This is a genomic window from Acinetobacter sp. R933-2, from assembly GCF_030325485.1.
Taxonomy (GTDB): Bacteria; Pseudomonadota; Gammaproteobacteria; order Pseudomonadales; family Moraxellaceae; genus Acinetobacter; species Acinetobacter sichuanensis.
In genome coordinates, this window is record NZ_JACAIJ010000011.1 from 1 (window position 1) to 17130 (window position 17130).

Sequence of the window (17130 nt, forward strand, 5' to 3'; positions counted from 1 at the left end):
AAACAAGGTGGCTTAACTAGAGCGGAATATCACTTATAAATACGCTTTTAGTTGTTCAAACAAGTGGGACCACCTCTGGTAATCCCAAATATGACTTGCATAGTTACTTTCGTTACTGCCACAGTTATGTTTATTTTCATTACCGAGTTGATTTACAGTACATGAACGATAGGCAGATCGAATTTCAAGCCGTCCAAATTTGTCTTGGAGTGGTTCTAGCAGTTGTTGGCAGAGTTCTGAGCCTGTACGAATGGCAATATCAGGGTAGTCAGGAAAGTTTCGTATACCGTACCAATTGGCGATTTCGCTATAAAGAAAGTCATGCATAAAGAATGATTCGAAGAGGCATACACGCCCAAGTTCTTTGAGTTTGGTAATTGAGGAGGCTTTTTTGATGGTCATAATGCTTTGTTAAAGCAAGGATTTATAATGCTTGTGTTTGATTGGTTTTATCAGGTGAATGGCAGTTGGCATAAAAAGGTGCAAACAGGTGGTTTAGGCTTGGTGATTGTACAGTTACATGGTGGTTGGGTAGAGGTTGAGAATAAAGAAAAGGGTGTGGTGTTTTGGGTGTTTAGTGTTGATACAGTTATATTAGTAGAAACTAATATTTTTATTACTTTTTAAAGCTTTAACGGTTAGAATTATATGAAATTTAATTTTAGGATTACTTCATGGCAATAAAATTAAAATATATTAAATTTGAAGGATTTAAGAGTTCAGAGAGAACAGCCTATATCAATTTTGCAAATGAGATTTCTATAGTTTATGCTGATAATGGTTGTGGTAAGACATCATTGCTTAAAGGGATGTATAGCTTTTTAGACCAAAATGAAGAATATTTAAAGCTTTTAAAAGTCAAGAAAGTAACTTGTGTTTATGTTAATGAGATGGCCGATAGTCCTTCCTTCAAAGATATAACAATTGTTGTTAGTTATAATGATAAAACGAAAATGTTCGATTGGAAGCAGTTTGAAAAGTCTGATTTAGTAAAATTAAAATCTTTGTCCATATCAATTGAACGTGGAATTGGTAGTAAATCTTTACAACATGTTGATGCAACTGATATTGAAGATTTTTTTGAAACAAAACATTCTTTATCAAATGCTATGACGCATATTTCAAAACCTATGCGTAGACAATTAAGTAATGAAATATTTGATTTTTTGACAAATATAAATAAATTAAAGTTTAATAATATAAAAAATCTTGATCAAGATTTTAATGTTGATTATGTTTATTTAGAAAACTTTGAAGTAAAAGATTTAGAATATTTAATATTGGAAGAATATAAAAAATCAATTTTAGAACGTTACGTAAATGTCAATAATACTTTTATGATGGCTTTTAATAATGTAGTTGATGCTCATTTTTCAAGGAATATAAAAGGTCCTTCTAATGAGTCTGAAATTCAAAGTCTTGAAGCAAAAGATTTGTTTTCACATAAAGAAAGACTAATTTCTATTTTAAAAGAATCTGATAATTTTTTAAAATCAAAGAAAAAAATATTTTAAACTCTAGTGAGTTGGAGTCAAAATTTAATTTTAAAGATAGATTTATAAAAGTATTGGAATCAATTAATAATATTAACCAGGCTGAAAATGTTGTAAATGATTTATTTATATCCTCTATTTTTAAATCATTATTGAATTATATTGATAATAATGATGATTTTTTACCAAGATTTAAGTTGCTTATTAATAAATTTAATGATTATTTGATCGATGATAAAAAAATATTGGTCGAAAGTGAGGGGTACAATAATGGAAATGTTGTTATTCAAGTTGGGGGGAATAGACATAGTTTAGATGATTTATCTAGTGGTGAAAGGCATATACTAACATTTTTAGTTACTGTTCTTTTTAAATGTAATGATAGAGATCTACTGTTAATAGATGAGCCTGAAATGTCTCTAAATACATCATGGCAAAGTGACTTATTAGGTTTGTTGAAAGAGTTAGTGCCTAATACACAAATTATTGTTGCTTCACATTCGCCATTTATTGTTAGTGGAAGAAGTGATTATCTATGTGAGTTGGTAGTTGATAGATGATTACTCAAAAACTTGATATAGATACTCTTTTTATTAATGCAGTAATGACAAAGACTCGTTTATTAATTGTTGAAGGGCATGATGATCTAAAGAAATTTAGCGGAATTTTAAGTAATTCAACCAAAAAGCAACCAATATTTAAACCAGTTGAATTAATTAAAGATTACACTGAGGGTTGTAAGGGTGTTATTGATGCTTTGAATGACTTAAAAGCTAATCCTTATCATTCTGCTAGTAAATTAAAAAAATTTGTTTTAGGGATAATTGATAAAGATGTACGGAATCACAGACTTGAAATACCTAATAATGATTTGATATATACTTTGATTTATTATTCTATTGAGTCCTATTTTGTTAATAAAACATCATTAGAGAGTATATTACATTATATTCTTGAGGGTGAGATGAGTATTATTAATGATGAGCTTATCTCTTATATATTCGAAGAGTCAATAAGGTGTACTTTAGATATTATTTATTTTCCTGTTTTAGATGCTTTAAAGTCTGCAAGGGATAGGGAGTATATATCTAAAGCTAAATATGATATGGAGCCTGGAGCAATTAAAAATCATATTTCAAAGTTATATAATGAAACTGAAATCTCTATTCTATTGGAGTGTGCAGAAGAATTTTCTAAAAATGTAGATGTTATGATGGATATATGTAAAGGGAAATGGTTATTAGATATTTGGTTAGATTGTGTTAAGGAGCAAGTAGCTACGTTACCTCAGGCTTGTAGTTTGGCTTTAATATCTACCTGTGATTATTGTACAGCAGGTATTCATGATAAATGCTTATACAAGGTCAAAATAGGATTACAAGGAACTATTCTACAAAGCCATCTTTTTGATAAGATACCTAAATCAAATCCTGAGATATTTACTGATATTTTAGAACGTTATGAAAAAATGTTTGAAGACAACCCGCTTTAAAGCGGGTTTCTTCTTAAGCAAGATCAGCCTTAACCAATCAATTTCTTCATCAATTCATTCACTTGAGCAGGGTTGGCTTTGCCTTTTGCTGCTTTCATCACCTGACCAACAAGACCGTTAAAGGCTTTTTCTTTACCAGATTTATACTCTTCAACCATCTTCTCGTTTGCCGCAAGTACATCCTGAATCATCGCTTCAATCGCACCTGTATCAGTTTCCTGTTTCAAGCCTTTTTCCGCAATAATTTCGTCAGCAGTTTTGCCTTCATCCCACATAAAGCCAAACACTTGCTTCGCGATCTTACCGTTAATGGTGTTATCCACAATACGAGCAACCATACCGCCCAATTTCTCAGCAGAAACAGGCGAGTCAGCAAGTTCTAAGCTCGCTTTATTTAAAGCAGCAGAGAATTCACCCATCACCCAGTTTGCTGCCACTTTACCTTGTGCAGCACCACCCGCAGCGTTCACCACATCTTCATAAAACTCAGACATTTCACGAGTTAAAGTCAGAACGTGAGCATCATACTCAGTCACGCCAAAGTCAGCGATAAAACGCGCACGACGCGCTTTCGGTAACTCAGGCAACTCAGCACGAGCCGCTTCAATTTGCGCATCGGCAATGATCACAGGCAACAAGTCAGGATCAGGGAAATAACGGTAATCGTTCGCTTCTTCTTTCGAGCGCATCGAACGTGTTTCCATCTTCACAGGATCAAACAAACGCGTTTCTTGGTCGATCTTACCGCCATCTTCCAAAATATCCATTTGACGTTCAATTTCAACATTGATCGCTTGCTCAATGAAACGGAACGAGTTAAGGTTTTTCAACTCACAACGAGTACCAAACTCATCACCCGGTTGACGCAAAGACACGTTACAGTCAGCACGGAACGAACCTTCTGCCATGTTACCATCAGAAATACCTAACCAACGTACAAGCGTATGAATCGCTTTAATGTAGGCAACAGCTTCTTCAACCGAACGCATATCAGGTTCAGACACGATTTCTAAAAGCGGTGTACCTGCACGGTTTAAGTCGATACCTGACATGCCTTCAAATTGGTCATGAACCGATTTACCCGCATCTTCCTCAAGGTGTGCACGTGTTACGCCTATGCGTTTTACAGTACCATCTTCAAGTTGAATGTCGATATGACCCAAGCCCACAATCGGGTTATCCATTTGGCTGATTTGATAGCCTTTTGGAGAGTCAGGGTAGAAATAGTTTTTACGTGCAAATACCGAAGCTTGGTCAATGTACGCATCAATCCCCAAACCAAAACGAATTGCAAGATCAACCACTTCTTTATTCAATACAGGCAATACACCCGGCATTGCCAAATCAACAAGGCTTGCTTGAGTATTTGGGTCTTGACCGAAAGTGGTTGAGGAACCTGAAAAAATTTTAGAATTTGTTGCAAGTTGCGTATGGATTTCGATCCCAATAACGACTTCCCAACCATGAATCAAGAGTGATTTTGGTTTCTTTTGAGCTTGAGCCATTATGCATTCTCCTCCGCAATTGCTGCACGTTTGCTATGCCAATCGGTCGCTTGTTGATACTGATGCACAACAGAAAGCAGTTGAGATTCTGACCAATAATGACCAATCAACTGTAAGCCAACAGGAAGTTGGTTTGCATCAAAACCAACAGGTGCATTGATGGCAGGTAGACCTGCTAAGTTCACGGCAAGTGTATAAATGTCGCCTAAATACATTTCAGTTGGGCTGAGGTTCGCACCAATTTTATAGGCTGTGGTTGGCGCAGAAGGGGCTGCAATCACATCCACAGATTCAAATGCTTTTAAGAAGTCTTGTTGGATTAAACGACGAACTTTTTGTGCTTTGACATAGTAGGCATCGTAGTATCCAGCAGATAACGCATAAGTACCAATCAAGATACGGCGTTGAACTTCTGTACCAAAACCTTCAGAACGTGAGCGTTTGTATAAATCCATTAAATCAACAGGATTTTCTGCACGGTAGCCATAACGCACACCATCAAAACGTGACAAGTTTGAAGATGCTTCCGCAGGTGCGATTAAGTAATACGTTGGAACATAAGCTTCTGTCATGTTGAGATCAATCTCAACCAGAACTGCGCCCATTTCTTCTAATTTTTTAAGAGATTCTTCAACACGTGCTTTTACGTCTGCATCCAAACCTGCAACATTGAAGTATTGCTTTGGAATACCAATACGCAGACCTTTAACTGCTGTAGCATTTAAATTGGCAACATAGTCATCAACGTCTTTTTCAACTGAGGTTGAATCTTTGGCATCATGACCTGCCATGACATTCATCAAATAAGCACAGTCTTCAGCAGAACGTGCCATTGGACCACCTTGATCCATAGATGATGCATAAGCGATCATACCAAAACGTGAAACACGACCATAGGTTGGTTTTAAACCGGTTAAACCACAGAATGACGCAGGCTGACGGATCGAACCGCCTGTATCTGTACCTGTAGAAAAAGGGGCAAGATCAGCAGCAACCACCGCAGCAGAACCACCAGAAGAACCACCCGGAACATGTTCTAGGTTCCAAGGGTTTTTGGTTGCGCCATAAAATGGGTTTTCAGAAGTTGAACCCATGGCAAACTCGTCCATATTCACTTTACCTAAAGTGATTAGACCTGCTGTTTTACCTTTGGCAACCACAGTTGCATCATAAGGTGAAATGAAGTTGTCGAGCATTTTGGAACCCGCAGAGGTTTTAATGCCTTGGGTACAAAAAATATCTTTGTGGGCAATCGGTACACCCGTTAAAACAGTTGCATTACCTGTTTTAATCGCAGTATCTGCTGCATCAGCTTGGGCTAAAGCTTGTTCAGCCGTTACCGTAATATACGATTTAACTTGTGTATCAATTTTTGCGATACGGTTTAAATAGTGTTGTGTCAATTCGCGTGATGAAAACTGAGCGGTTTTTAAGCCTTCAGCCATTTCACGAATAGATAAGCGATGTAAATCAGTCATGGGAACAATTCTTTACGATTAATTTAAAAATAGATTGATCTGATTAAATATTATTCAATCACACGAGGAACAAGATACAAACCATCTTGAACAGCAGGCGCGACAGCTTGATATTCTTCACGATGATTACTTTCAGATACTTGGTCTTCGCGTAGTGGCTGAGGGTTGTCAAAAGGGCTTTTTAAAGGCTCAACACCTTCGGTATCAATACCTTTGAGCGTTTCCATCATTCCAAGAATTTTGTTTAAACTTTGAGCATATTCAGCAGATTGCGCATCATTTAGCTCCAGTCGAGCCAGCTTGGCGATTGCTGAAACAGTTTGTGCATTTAACTCTGCAGATTGCTGTGCATCTGAAGTTGACATGATGTCTCACCTAATCAGTTTTAAAAAAAGTTAAAATATCGTGCGTTATAATAAGCGATTGACTTGTCCAAAGCATCACATTTAGTTAAAGTTGCCATCTTGCGTCCATACTAAAGTTTAACTGAGAACGACCCGTGATTCTAAAACGACTAATTGGCTTGTTTTCGCCAGATCTTGCCATTGATTTAGGTACTGCTAATACACTTATTTATGCACCAGGACGGGGCATTATATTAAATGAGCCGACAGTTGTGGCGATTCGCCACAGTGGCTCACAAAAAATTGTAGCGGCTGTAGGCTTAGATGCTAAGCAAATGCTTGGCCGTACCCCTGCAAATATTTCTGCGATTCGTCCAATGAAGGATGGTGTGATCGCAGATTTTGAAGTCACTGAAACTATGTTAAATCAATTTATTGGTAAAGTGCACGAAAAACGTTTATTTCCACCTGCACCACGTGTAGTTGTATGTGTTCCATGCAAATCTACGCTTGTAGAGCGCCGTGCGATTCGTGAAGCTGTATTTAATGCAGGTGCGCGAGATGTACGTTTAATTGAAGAGCCTATGGCTGCGGCGATTGGCGCGGGGATGCCAGTTGAACAAGCCTGTGGTTCTATGGTTGTTGATGTCGGTGGTGGTACCACTGAAATTGCAATCATTTCTTTGCAAGGCTGTGTTTACGCAGATTCATTACGTATCGGTGGTGATGTCTTTGATGAACAAATCATTAACTATGTGCGTAAAGCACATGGCTGTGTGATTGGTGAAACCACTGCTGAAACGATTAAAAAAGAAGTAGGTATGGCAATTGCTGATGCTGCTACTCTAGAAATCGAAGTGCGTGGTCGTAATTTAGCTGAAGGTGTACCGCGTGCGATTACAGTGACTTCAGATGAAATTAGCCAAGCCATTGCAGATCCACTACAAAGTATTGTTTCAGCAGTAAAATCTGCATTAGAGCAAACACCACCTGAATTATCTTCAGATATTGCAGAACGCGGTATCGTGTTGACGGGTGGTGGTGCATTATTACGTAATTTAGATAAGTTACTTGCACAAGAAACAGGTTTACCTGTCGTTGTTGCAGAAGACCCTCTAACTTGCGTTACTCGTGGCGGTGGAAAAGTCTTAGAATTCTTTGATAATCCAAACCATGATATGCTTTTTGTAGGCTAAACTTTAGTAGACTCAGTTTAAGGACGAGGCGGTGCAACCGAATCTTTTTTCAAGACAACCGCCATCTTTTCGTTCATTTATCATTGCGGTGATTACATGTTTGGTTGTGCTATTTTTTAATTGGCGCATGCCTCATGTGATTCAACCTGCAAGAGATGTCTTGTATGCAGCATATAATCCTATTTATGCACTCGCAAGCTATCCCGTTTTGTCGAAAGAATGGCTGAATCAACAAACCAAGTCTGAAGCCCAATTGCGTCGAGAAAATACAGCGATGCAAGCGGAACTGCTTCAGGCTCAGGTGCGCCTACAGAAACTATCAGAACTTTCTGCGGAAAATACGCGTTTACGTGGCTTATTAGATACGCCTTTAATTATTGATGGTCGTATGGAAATTGCTGAAGTGATTGGAACTGATGCTGATCCTTTACGTCATATCATTATTATTAATCGTGGTGCTTCAAGCCAACTGCGAGTTGGGCAAACTGTGCTAGATGATAAAGGGATTATGGGGCAGATTGTTAATGTCTATCCTCATAGTAGCCGTGTCATGCTGCTTTCAGATAAAGATCATTCATTATCTGTACGTTTAGAGCGCTCAGGCATGCGTGCAATTGTGACAGGTACAGGAGATTTAGGTCGCCTAAAAATGGAATATGTTCCAACCAGTGCCAATATCAAAGTTGGGGATAAAGTGTATAGTTCAGGTTTAGGACAACATTTTCCAGCAGGATATTTAGTGGGTTCTGTGACCAAAGTCATGCGTCATAATTCAGGTGAATTTGCCAGCATTGATGTTGCACCAGCGGCACAACTTGCGGGTGGTCACCATGTCGTGGTGTTATTTTCAGATTCTCTAGCGATGGAGCAGCCACATGTTGATCGCTAAAAGTTTCCCTTCAGATAAACAGCGTAAAGATCCATTTATGATTATTGTTGTTTCAATAATCATTGGATCAATTTTAGTCGTTTATCCGCTTTCCTATGCCTATGCTGGATGGCGACCATTATTTATGTTGCTGATTACACTGTTTTGGGTGTTATGTCAGCCAACATGGTGTGGAGTGTGGTTTGCCTTTTCAATGGGCTTATTCACAGATTTGCTATTAGATGCTCCTTTGGGAATGAATGCGCTCAGTTATGTTGTACTCGCATTTCTGACACGTTATTTTATTCGTGAACGGCGTGTACTCACTTTTAGTAATTTATGGGTGATTATTACATTATCCCTTGTGGCTCATTTGGTATTAACACTCATGGCGCAAACCATGCTTGGTGTACGTTTTTCTTTAACTCGACATTGGCAGCCTTTACTGGCGAGTATTTTTAGCTGGCCAATTCTTTACTATTTATTAAAAAGATGGCGAATCTAATACTGGCGTCTAGTTCCCCTAGACGTAAAGAACTATTGCAACAATTGGGCTTGGAATTTACGATTTTTAGCCCAGATATTGATGAGTCCGTATTAGAAAATGAAACCATTGAAAATTATGTGAGTCGTTTAGCAGCTTGCAAAGCACAAGCTGTTTTAATGCATGAGCCTCATGCGATCGTACTTGCAGCCGATACAAGTTTAGTATTCAATGGTCAAATTATTGGCAAGCCTGAATCTAAACAGCATGCATTTGAAATTTGGTCATTATTGTCCAATAATGAACATGAAGTGTTAACGGGTATTTCTGTTGCGATGGCTGGAAAGTCAGAAACGCAAGTGGTAAGAACACGTGTTAAATTACAAAAATTAAGCCTAGCAGATATGGAATATTATTGGGCAACAGGAGAGCCTTTAGGCAAAGCAGGTGCTTATGCAATTCAAGGAATCGCTGCACAATATGTTACCCGCATTGAAGGCAGTTATACCAATGTTGTTGGGCTTCCTTTACATGAGACGGTACAGTTATTAAAAGCAGTTAAGGCATTAAATTAGCTGCTTCAACAAGAATTTTTATAATGTTTTGAGTTGTGTTATGTCTGACGAGTTATTGATTAACGTCACCCCTATGGAATGTCGGGTGGCGCTAATCCAAAATGGTACAGTCAATGAGTTATTTGTTGAGCGTACAGTAAAACGTGGTCTTGTAGGCAATATATATAAGGGAAAAGTGGTACGTGTTTTACCCGGAATGCAAGCCGCTTTTGTCGATATTGGACTGTCTCGTACAGCATTTTTACATATTAATGATATGGTTTGGCAACGCAACCAACCTACACCCAATGTCTTTGAGTTATTACACACAGGGCAAATTCTGACTGTTCAAGTAATGAAAGATATGTTGGGGACAAAAGGTGCACGGCTGAGCACTGATCTTTCAATTCCCTCACGTTACTTGGTTTTAATGCCGTATGGGCATCATATTGGTGTATCACAGCGCATTGAGTCAGAAGGTGAGCGTGATCGTTTACGTTCAATGATTGAGCGTATTCAAGCTGAGCATAAACTTCCTGGTTCCGTTATTGTTCGTACCGCAGCAGAAGGTGTGGATGAAGCAGAAATCGCACAAGATATGGCTTATTTAGCAAAGCTTTGGGAATATATTCAGAAAAAACAAAAAATTATTGCTGTACCTTCACTGATTTTTGAAGAGCTTCCATTACCGCAGCGTGTGATTCGTGATTTGGCAAATGAAAATACTGCAAAAATTTATGTAGATTCACGTGAAATTCATGGGAAGTTACAAGAATTTGTCAATGAATTTGTGCCTACCATGCAAAGTCGCTTATTGCATTATCCAGGTGAACGTCCATTATTTGATTTATATAATGTCGAAGAAGATATTCAAAAGGCATTGCAAACACGGGTTGCATTGAAGTCTGGTGGTTATCTGATGATAGATCAGACCGAGGCGATGACCACAATAGATATCAACACGGGTTCTTATGTGGGTGGGCGCACACTTGAGGACACTGTTTTTAAAACCAATATGGAAGCCACACAAGTTATTGCACGTCAGCTTAGACTGCGTAATTTGGGTGGTATTATTATTATTGATTTCATCGACATGCAAGAAGTACAGCACCGTGATGAGGTCATGACACAATTCGAGAAAATGCTTGAACGTGATCATGCTAAAACCAAAATTACCCAAGTATCAGAACTGGGTTTGGTTGAAATGACACGTAAACGTACACGTGAATCACTTGAACATTTACTTTGTGAGTCTTGCCCAACTTGTCAAGGTCGTGGTTATGTCAAAACTGCAGAGACAGTGTGTTACGAAATTTTTCGGGAAATTTTGAGATATGCACGTGCCTATGAGTCACAAAGTGGTTTTACTGTGATTGCACACCCATCGGTAATTGATCGTTTACTGACGGCGGAAGCACCAGCTGTGGCGGATTTAGAGCATTTTATTAGTCGTGTCATCAAGTTCCAAGTCGAAAATTTATACACGCAAGAGCAATACGATATCATTCTGAGCTAATTTTGTAACAGGATATCGTTAAACAGTTGTTACATCTAAAATTTTACTTTTTGCGCTGATTTTACAATACTAGATTTAAAGGTAGCCAAAGACTTTCTCCCTTTATGGTCTTAGCAAGTGAGGTTAAAATGAGCGCAACTGAACAAGTAATTACACGTAACATGAATCATGTATTAGAAAATCAACCGAAAAATACATGTGTGATGTTGGATGACAATGGTCAAGAAGTAAAAATCACCAAAGATATGGTGGTTAATATGTGTCATGAGCTGTTAAATCAGTGTCGAAATGTTAAAAATTAAGGGGCAGATTATCGCCCCTTAATTCTTTTCTTGGTATTTGTTAAAAAATATTGATCTCAAAATGATTTAAGCTAATTCAGAATTGGCAATATCTTCCAAATGATCTGTTCGATCAATTAAATGTTCAAACCTTTGAATTTCATCTTCTAAATGTGTCAATAAATTTTGCATTTTTGGCAAAGCTCTACGACAACCTGTTAAGCCAACCTCTAGTTTATCCAAATAACTGGTCATGGTAATATTTAAAGCCTGACCATCTAAGACAATAGAAGCAGGATACATGGCATCGAGTTTTGCACCATTCCAATAGAGTGGCTCTCGTGGTCCAGGGACATTTGAAATAATGACATTGAAGGCTTGATGTCGAGGTAAAATACCTGAAGCGATATTTAAACCTGCCGCACCATAAACAAAAGCACTATAATTTAAAATTTGATTTGCATTCATGCGTTTAAAACGATTTTTTGCGTTTTGTACACTGCGTTTAATAATATCTAAGCGCTCTAAAGGATTTTCTTTATGTGTGCCAAGATTTGCTAAAATCATCGTGATGCGATTGCTCATATCAGAATCATCATCACGTAGCGAAGCAGGTACCATCGCAATTAATGGTTTTCTAGGTAAAGCGTTTTGTGTAGTTAAATATTCACGTAATGCACCAGAACAGACAGCTAAAACCACATCATTAATGGTGACATTGAGTGCTTTAGAAATATCTCTAAAACGATTAAGCTCAAAAGATTGAGCAGCAAAACGGCGAGAAGAACTTACCCGTTGATTAAATAAACTACTTGGTGCTTGAAAGCTAGAAACATAATCTGGGTTTTTTCCCATTTCTTTAAAAATAGTTTGACACAGTTCTTGGGTAACTTTAGGTGTGACCTCAATTTGCCCTTTAATTGTTGATAAAATATTTTTAATTTTACTGACTTTAGGTGCTTTTAAGCGTTTGGCACGTTTTCCTTCAATACACCAAGGCGGTACAATCGTTTTAGAGTTTGGATCTTTAGAAAAAGATTTTTCCAATAAACGCATACCCGCAACGCCATCAATCATGGCGTGATGGATTTTAAAATACATCGCGAAACGATTGCCTTCAATACCTTCAATGATATGACACGTCCAAAGAGGCTTTGCACGATCAATTAAGGCACTATGTTCCTGTGAAATGTATACTAAAAGTTCACGGATACGTCCAGGATGTGGCAAGGCAATATGGCGAAAATGATGGTCAATATCAAACTCTTCGTCTTCATCCCAAAATAATCCACTTAAACGGTTATTAAAAGGGGGAACAGGAATAGATTTAGAATTACGAATATCTGCAACTAAATCTTGAATAAATGTAGAGGGTGCATGTTCTGGGATTTCAAATAAAAACAATCCACCCACATGCATAGGTTGTTGACGTTTTTCTAAATTTAAAAAAATAAAATCGATTGGATGTAAAGGACGCATGATTCTGGATTGCCTCACTGCAATTTTTACAACAACTCGCACATGAGTGTTGAGTTTTAGAATTATAACCTAGAAGTAAGTATAGAACGATTTAATGGATAAAATCCAAGCATTTTAATGAATGATTAGTGAATAAAAAAGCCACTAAATAGAGTGACTTTTTTTTACCAATATGCATGCGGCTTATTTTAAGTTACCTGCATGTAAACCACATTCCTTATGGGTTGCTTCTTCCCACCACCAACGACCTTCACGTTCATGTTGGTTGGGTAAAACTGCACGAGTACATGGCTCACAACCAATTGAAGTAAAGCCTTTTTCATGCAATGGATTATATGGAATTTCCATCATGCGAATATAATTCCAAACATCTGCACTCGACCAATTTGCCAAAGGGTTGTATTTGATCAGTTGTTTACCTTCGCCAGAAAATCCTACATCAGCTTGAATCACTGGAATTTCAGTACGTGTACCTGGACTTTGGTCTTTACGTTGTCCTGTGATCCAACCATCTAAAGTTGCAAGTTTTTTGCGCAATGGCTGAACTTTACGGATACCGCAACACTCTTTATGGTCATCTTGATAAAAGCTAAATAAACCTTTTTCATTCACTAGCTTTTGTACAGCCTCAGCTTCAGGAAAACAGATTTCAATTTGAATACCATAATGCTTACGTACAGTTTCAAGGAATTGATAAGTTTCGGCGTGTAAACGTCCTGTATCTAGACTAAAAACACGAAAAGGTTTACCTAGGTTATGTGCCATGTCAATCAATACGACATCTTCAGCACCTGAGAAAGAGATCGCGATTTCACCTTCTTGAGCAAGGGCAAGGGCAAGGATTTCAGAAGGTGATTTATCTGCATATTCTGCGGCAAGTGCATCGACATGGTCAATGCTAGGAATAACGGTCATGATGTGCCTCTGGCTTTAGCTTGAAGCTATATATATAAATTTTTCAGAATGTTTTCATTTTAATGTAAATAGTTTAGCTCACTTAGCAATTTAATTCCTATGGTTATGAAGAAAATAGATTTATAAACTTTCAGCAAAATCGTCAAACTTTAATGCTATGATACTGCCAAAATTTTAAACTGAAATTAGGGAAAACTCATGGAAATCGTTTGTCTTGATCTTGAGGGTGTTTTGGTTCCAGAAATCTGGATCAATTTTGCTAAAAAAACGGGCATTAAAGAATTAGAAGCAACCACTCGTGATATTCCAGACTACGATGTGTTAATGACACAACGTTTAAATATTCTTAAACAACATGGTTTAGGTTTGAATGATATTCAAGCTGTGATCGCAGACATGGGACCATTTGAAGGTGCAAAAGAGTTTGTTGAATGGGTGCGTACACATTTTCAACTGATCATTTTGTCAGATACTTTCTATGAGTTTGCTCATCCCTTAATGCAACAATTGGGTTGGCCTACAATTTTCTGTCATAAATTAGAAACTGACGAAAATGGCATGATTACAGCGTATAAACTACGTCAACCAGACCAAAAACGTGAAGCTGTAAAAGCATTACATGGTTTGAATTATCGTGTGATCGCAGCAGGTGATTCTTATAATGATACTACGATGCTCGGTGAAGCAGACAAAGGTTTCTTATTTGATGCGCCTGAAAATGTGATTCGTGAATTCCCACAATTCCCACCAATTCATGGTTATGCAGCTTTGAAAGAAGCGATTCGTAGTGCTTCAGTACGTGATATTCCTGCTTAAGTGATTTTAAAATTTAAGTAGTAAAAACGAAAAAAGGCGTTTCGGCGTCTTTTTTATATCTTTGATTTTTATATATGTTTTTTATTTTTTACACTAAAAATAATACCAATACTCGACAAGAAAATAATCAGTGCAATATAAATACTCGCAGTAGACAACAAACCGATGTGGTTGACAAAGTAGCCTGCAATGATTGCTGGAATGCTAAAAGCCAAATAACTTTCGACAAAAAAAGTTGCCATTAGACCTGCACGCTGTTCAGGTTGAGCGAGTGGCATCACAGTACGGATTGCACCCATAAAACCTGTACCAAAACCGATTCCTGTAATACATGCACCTAAAAATAATAAACTGGCTTGAGTTTGATGGATACCGATGAGGATGATACTTGCACCCAAAATAAGGCTAAATGCACCTGTAAGAAGAATAGATAAATTTCTGGCTTGCCGTAAACATAAAATTCCAATGGCACCTGAAACAGTGAGCGTGATAAACATTGTGCCATTTAACCAAGCGCTTGGGTTTTTAAAAGAAAGTGCCAATAAAGAAGGCATTAAGGATAAGAAAAAGCCACTGACCATCCAAATTGCAATATTTACAGGGCTGACGATGAATAGCGTTTTTTTTGCTTGTGGTGGAAGCGTGAGTTTAGGTTTTAGTGATGCCAATGCACCAATGCGGCGTTCAACGGTTTCAGGGCTAAAATATGCGATACAAAGACTTGATGCAAATAGCAAAATGAAAATTTCAAAAATCAGTAAAAGCGGATATGTTGAAAATTGAAGCATTAGACACGTGAGAAACATCCCTGCTGCCATACCAAGCATTGGTGAAATACTATTGATTAGAGCACCATGGATTTTACTTAAGTCGAGCAGAGCTGCTCCAAATGTTGAGGCTGCAAGAGCTGTCGCGATGCCTTGTATTGCACGTGCAAAGAACAGCATTTCAATATTAAAAGCTGAATAAAAAATCACCATTGCAATGATTTCTAAAATCAATGCAAGAAAAATAACAGGCTTACGTCCGATATAGTCTGAGAGTGAGCCTGCGATCAATAATGTAGCCAATAAAGTAAAAGCATAAGTGGCAAAAATTAAAGTAAGCAAAACAGGAGAAAAATGAAAATATTGCTGATAAAGGCGATACAAAGGCGTTGGCGCACTTGATGCAGCCATAAAAAGCATAAGCGTAAAAGTATGTGTGTATAGTGCAGTTTGCGGTGAGAGCTGAAAGGAAGTCACTTGACGATTAAAATTGGAATTGTTCATAATCAAGCCACATACAAAAGCAATTTATTTGCTTTTATAACGTATTTTGGCTTAAACGCAAATATTTAGCTTTAGTGTTTTTTTTAAATAATTGCAAAAAACGTCTAAGTATTTGATCTGATTTTATTTATAAATTTGTAGTGATTTGCATATGACAAAAGTTGTTACAGGTTTACGTTCTGGTGGGCGAAGTGCTCGGATTCAAACAGCAGTACATGAGGCTGTTCAGACTTTATTGAAGGAGCATGATTCATCAGAATTGACCGTGCCAATGATTGCTGCTCATGCAGGCGTGACACCTTCAACGATTTATCGGCGTTGGGGTGATTTATCCCAATTACTTGCTGACGTTGCTTTTAATCATTTACATCCAGACAGCATACCTGAAGATTTAGGCAGTTTTAAACAAGATCTTTATGCTTGGGTTGAACAATATATTGAAGAATATGCTTCTGCGGTTGGGCGTAGTATGTTGAGTGATATTTTAGCTTCAACTGATTCACCTTTGGCGAGAAAATGTTATGGATTTTTAATTCAGCAATTGGATGTGATTCAAGTACGTGCGTTGCAACGTAATGAGTTAACCATTGATAATTCATTGATTATTGAAATTGTCATCGCACCTTTGTTACATCGAATTTTATTTACAGAACAAGACGTTGAATTAGCTTATACCCATCAGTTATTGGCACGTTTATTTGCATTTGCAACGTTGTTACAAAATCAAGATCAGTTTTGATTTCAATAAAGCCAATGGATAGCGAAGAATTATTCAAAAATAACAATAATCACAGCGCAGCTTTTATCAGTGGATAGGCATTATCAAGTAAAATTTTCTGAGCAACTGCATTGGGATGAATCAAATCTTTTTGCATCAAACTTTTATTTCCTGCGATTCCATTCATAAAGAAAGGATGCATTTTTACTTTGTATTGCTGACTTAATACTTTGTAATTATTTTCAAATGCGGTGCTATACGCAGTGCCATAATTTGGTGGGATTTTCATACCCAATAAGATCACAGTGGCTTTGGTTTTTTGGCTTTGTTGAATCATTTGTGCCAAATTTTTCTGAATCATTTGTGGGGGTTGACCGCGTAGACCATCATTACCACCCAGTTCAATCACTACAATATTCGGCTGATGTGTTTGCAATAATTTAGGTAGACGAGCCAAAGCACCGCTAGTGGTTTCTCCACTGACACTGGCATTGATCACCTTATGTTGCTTTGGAAATTGTTGATTAAGACGCTGTTGCAATAAAGTGACCCAACCTTGTTGTGGGTTGATGCCATAGCCTGCACTCAAACTATCACCGACAATCATGATGCTTTTTGCAAAACTACTAACAGGTAACAGACAGATCATGCTAAACATTAAACAATGAGTTAATTTTTTCATCATTTTCAAATTTAACAATTTTTTGATATGCATATAGG

Annotated in this window: 20 protein-coding genes; 12 read left to right on the top strand and 8 right to left on the bottom strand. The window is 37.5% G+C overall.

What is annotated here, in order from left to right:
• Window positions 1–33: 33 nt before the first annotated feature.
• Complete coding sequence (locus HX005_RS13215) at window positions 34–327, bottom strand: hypothetical protein (RefSeq protein ID WP_286377711.1); 294 nt, start codon at window positions 325–327, stop codon at window positions 34–36.
• A 102-nt stretch (window positions 328–429) separates the two neighbouring features.
• Here HX005_RS13215 and HX005_RS13220 point away from each other — a divergent pair, with 102 nt between their 5' ends.
• The 4 genes from HX005_RS13220 to HX005_RS13235 are packed head-to-tail and all read left to right on the top strand — an operon-like array spanning window position 430 to window position 2985.
• Window positions 430–627 (top strand): hypothetical protein, encoded by a 198-nt coding sequence (locus HX005_RS13220; RefSeq protein WP_502872744.1) that lies wholly within the window; start codon window positions 430–432, stop codon window positions 625–627.
• A gap of 47 nt (window positions 628–674) precedes the next feature.
• Complete coding sequence (locus tag HX005_RS13225) at window positions 675–1514, top strand: hypothetical protein (RefSeq protein ID WP_286377712.1); 840 nt, start codon at window positions 675–677, stop codon at window positions 1512–1514.
• An 11-nt stretch (window positions 1515–1525) separates the two neighbouring features.
• Entirely contained in the window at window positions 1526–2053 is a 528-nt protein-coding gene (locus HX005_RS13230) for an AAA family ATPase (protein WP_286377713.1), read from the top strand.
• A complete protein-coding gene (locus HX005_RS13235) occupies window positions 2050–2985 on the top strand; it encodes a DUF4435 domain-containing protein (protein ID WP_286377714.1) in 936 nt (311 codons plus the stop codon). The genes HX005_RS13230 and HX005_RS13235 overlap by 4 nt, the downstream gene beginning before the upstream one ends.
• Window positions 2986–3014: 29 nt before the next feature.
• Here HX005_RS13235 and gatB read toward each other — a convergent pair whose 3' ends face one another.
• Genes gatB through gatC form a run of 3 tightly spaced genes read right to left on the bottom strand, consistent with a single transcriptional unit; the run spans window position 3015 to window position 6333 of the window.
• Window positions 3015–4490: an Asp-tRNA(Asn)/Glu-tRNA(Gln) amidotransferase subunit GatB gene (gene gatB / locus HX005_RS13240; RefSeq protein WP_286377715.1), complete on the bottom strand. Its 1476-nt coding sequence runs from the start codon at window positions 4488–4490 to the stop codon at window positions 3015–3017.
• Window positions 4490–5968, bottom strand: coding sequence for an Asp-tRNA(Asn)/Glu-tRNA(Gln) amidotransferase subunit GatA (gene gatA, locus HX005_RS13245; RefSeq protein ID WP_107007825.1), 1479 nt, complete (start codon window positions 5966–5968; stop codon window positions 4490–4492). Before gatA ends, gatB begins: the two co-directional genes overlap by 1 nt.
• A 50-nt stretch (window positions 5969–6018) precedes the next feature.
• Window positions 6019–6333, bottom strand: a complete 315-nt coding sequence (gene gatC, locus HX005_RS13250) for an Asp-tRNA(Asn)/Glu-tRNA(Gln) amidotransferase subunit GatC (RefSeq protein WP_107007824.1) — start codon at window positions 6331–6333, stop codon at window positions 6019–6021.
• 134 nt (window positions 6334–6467) lie between these two features.
• On the opposite strand from gatC, the gene HX005_RS13255 reads away from it, so the two are divergent.
• The 6 genes from HX005_RS13255 to HX005_RS13280 all read left to right on the top strand — a co-directional run bounded on the left by HX005_RS13255 (window position 6468) and on the right by HX005_RS13280 (window position 11232).
• Entirely contained in the window at window positions 6468–7508 is a 1041-nt protein-coding gene (locus HX005_RS13255; protein WP_107007823.1) for a rod shape-determining protein, read from the top strand.
• 31 nt (window positions 7509–7539) lie between these two features.
• Complete coding sequence (mreC, locus tag HX005_RS13260) at window positions 7540–8397, top strand: rod shape-determining protein MreC (protein WP_107007822.1); 858 nt, start codon at window positions 7540–7542, stop codon at window positions 8395–8397.
• Window positions 8384–8881 carry a rod shape-determining protein MreD gene (gene mreD, locus HX005_RS13265; RefSeq protein WP_286377716.1) on the top strand — a complete coding sequence of 166 codons (498 nt, stop codon included), beginning with the start codon at window positions 8384–8386 and terminating at the stop codon, window positions 8879–8881. The genes mreC and mreD overlap by 14 nt, the downstream gene beginning before the upstream one ends.
• Window positions 8869–9435 (top strand): Maf family nucleotide pyrophosphatase, encoded by a 567-nt coding sequence (locus tag HX005_RS13270; RefSeq protein ID WP_286377717.1) that lies wholly within the window; start codon window positions 8869–8871, stop codon window positions 9433–9435. Before mreD ends, HX005_RS13270 begins: the two co-directional genes overlap by 13 nt.
• Window positions 9436–9475: 40 nt before the next feature.
• A complete protein-coding gene (gene rng / locus HX005_RS13275) occupies window positions 9476–10930 on the top strand; it encodes a ribonuclease G (RefSeq protein ID WP_107007819.1) in 1455 nt (484 codons plus the stop codon).
• 128 nt (window positions 10931–11058) lie between these two features.
• Window positions 11059–11232, top strand: a complete 174-nt coding sequence (locus tag HX005_RS13280; protein WP_171405102.1) for a PA1571 family protein — start codon at window positions 11059–11061, stop codon at window positions 11230–11232.
• Between the two features lie 66 nt (window positions 11233–11298).
• On the opposite strand, the gene HX005_RS13285 is transcribed toward HX005_RS13280, so the two are convergent.
• Complete coding sequence (locus tag HX005_RS13285) at window positions 11299–12690, bottom strand: WS/DGAT/MGAT family O-acyltransferase (RefSeq protein ID WP_107007817.1); 1392 nt, start codon at window positions 12688–12690, stop codon at window positions 11299–11301.
• Between the two features lie 183 nt (window positions 12691–12873).
• Window positions 12874–13605, bottom strand: coding sequence for a phosphoadenylyl-sulfate reductase (locus tag HX005_RS13290; protein WP_286377718.1), 732 nt, complete (start codon window positions 13603–13605; stop codon window positions 12874–12876).
• 198 nt (window positions 13606–13803) lie between these two features.
• Here HX005_RS13290 and thrH point away from each other — a divergent pair, with 198 nt between their 5' ends.
• Window positions 13804–14421 carry a bifunctional phosphoserine phosphatase/homoserine phosphotransferase ThrH gene (gene thrH / locus HX005_RS13295; protein WP_107007815.1) on the top strand — a complete coding sequence of 206 codons (618 nt, stop codon included), beginning with the start codon at window positions 13804–13806 and terminating at the stop codon, window positions 14419–14421.
• A gap of 68 nt (window positions 14422–14489) precedes the next feature.
• On the opposite strand, the gene HX005_RS13300 is transcribed toward thrH, so the two are convergent.
• Window positions 14490–15692, bottom strand: a complete 1203-nt coding sequence (locus HX005_RS13300) for an MFS transporter (protein ID WP_286377719.1) — start codon at window positions 15690–15692, stop codon at window positions 14490–14492.
• Window positions 15693–15843: 151 nt separating this feature from the next.
• On the opposite strand from HX005_RS13300, the gene HX005_RS13305 reads away from it, so the two are divergent.
• On the top strand, window positions 15844–16431 hold the full coding sequence (locus HX005_RS13305) for a TetR/AcrR family transcriptional regulator (RefSeq protein ID WP_286377720.1): 588 nt from the start codon (window positions 15844–15846) through the stop codon (window positions 16429–16431).
• Between the two features lie 49 nt (window positions 16432–16480).
• On the opposite strand, the gene HX005_RS13310 is transcribed toward HX005_RS13305, so the two are convergent.
• Window positions 16481–17068: an arylesterase gene (locus HX005_RS13310; protein ID WP_502872749.1), complete on the bottom strand. Its 588-nt coding sequence runs from the start codon at window positions 17066–17068 to the stop codon at window positions 16481–16483.
• Between the last annotated feature and the right edge of the window lie 62 nt (window positions 17069–17130).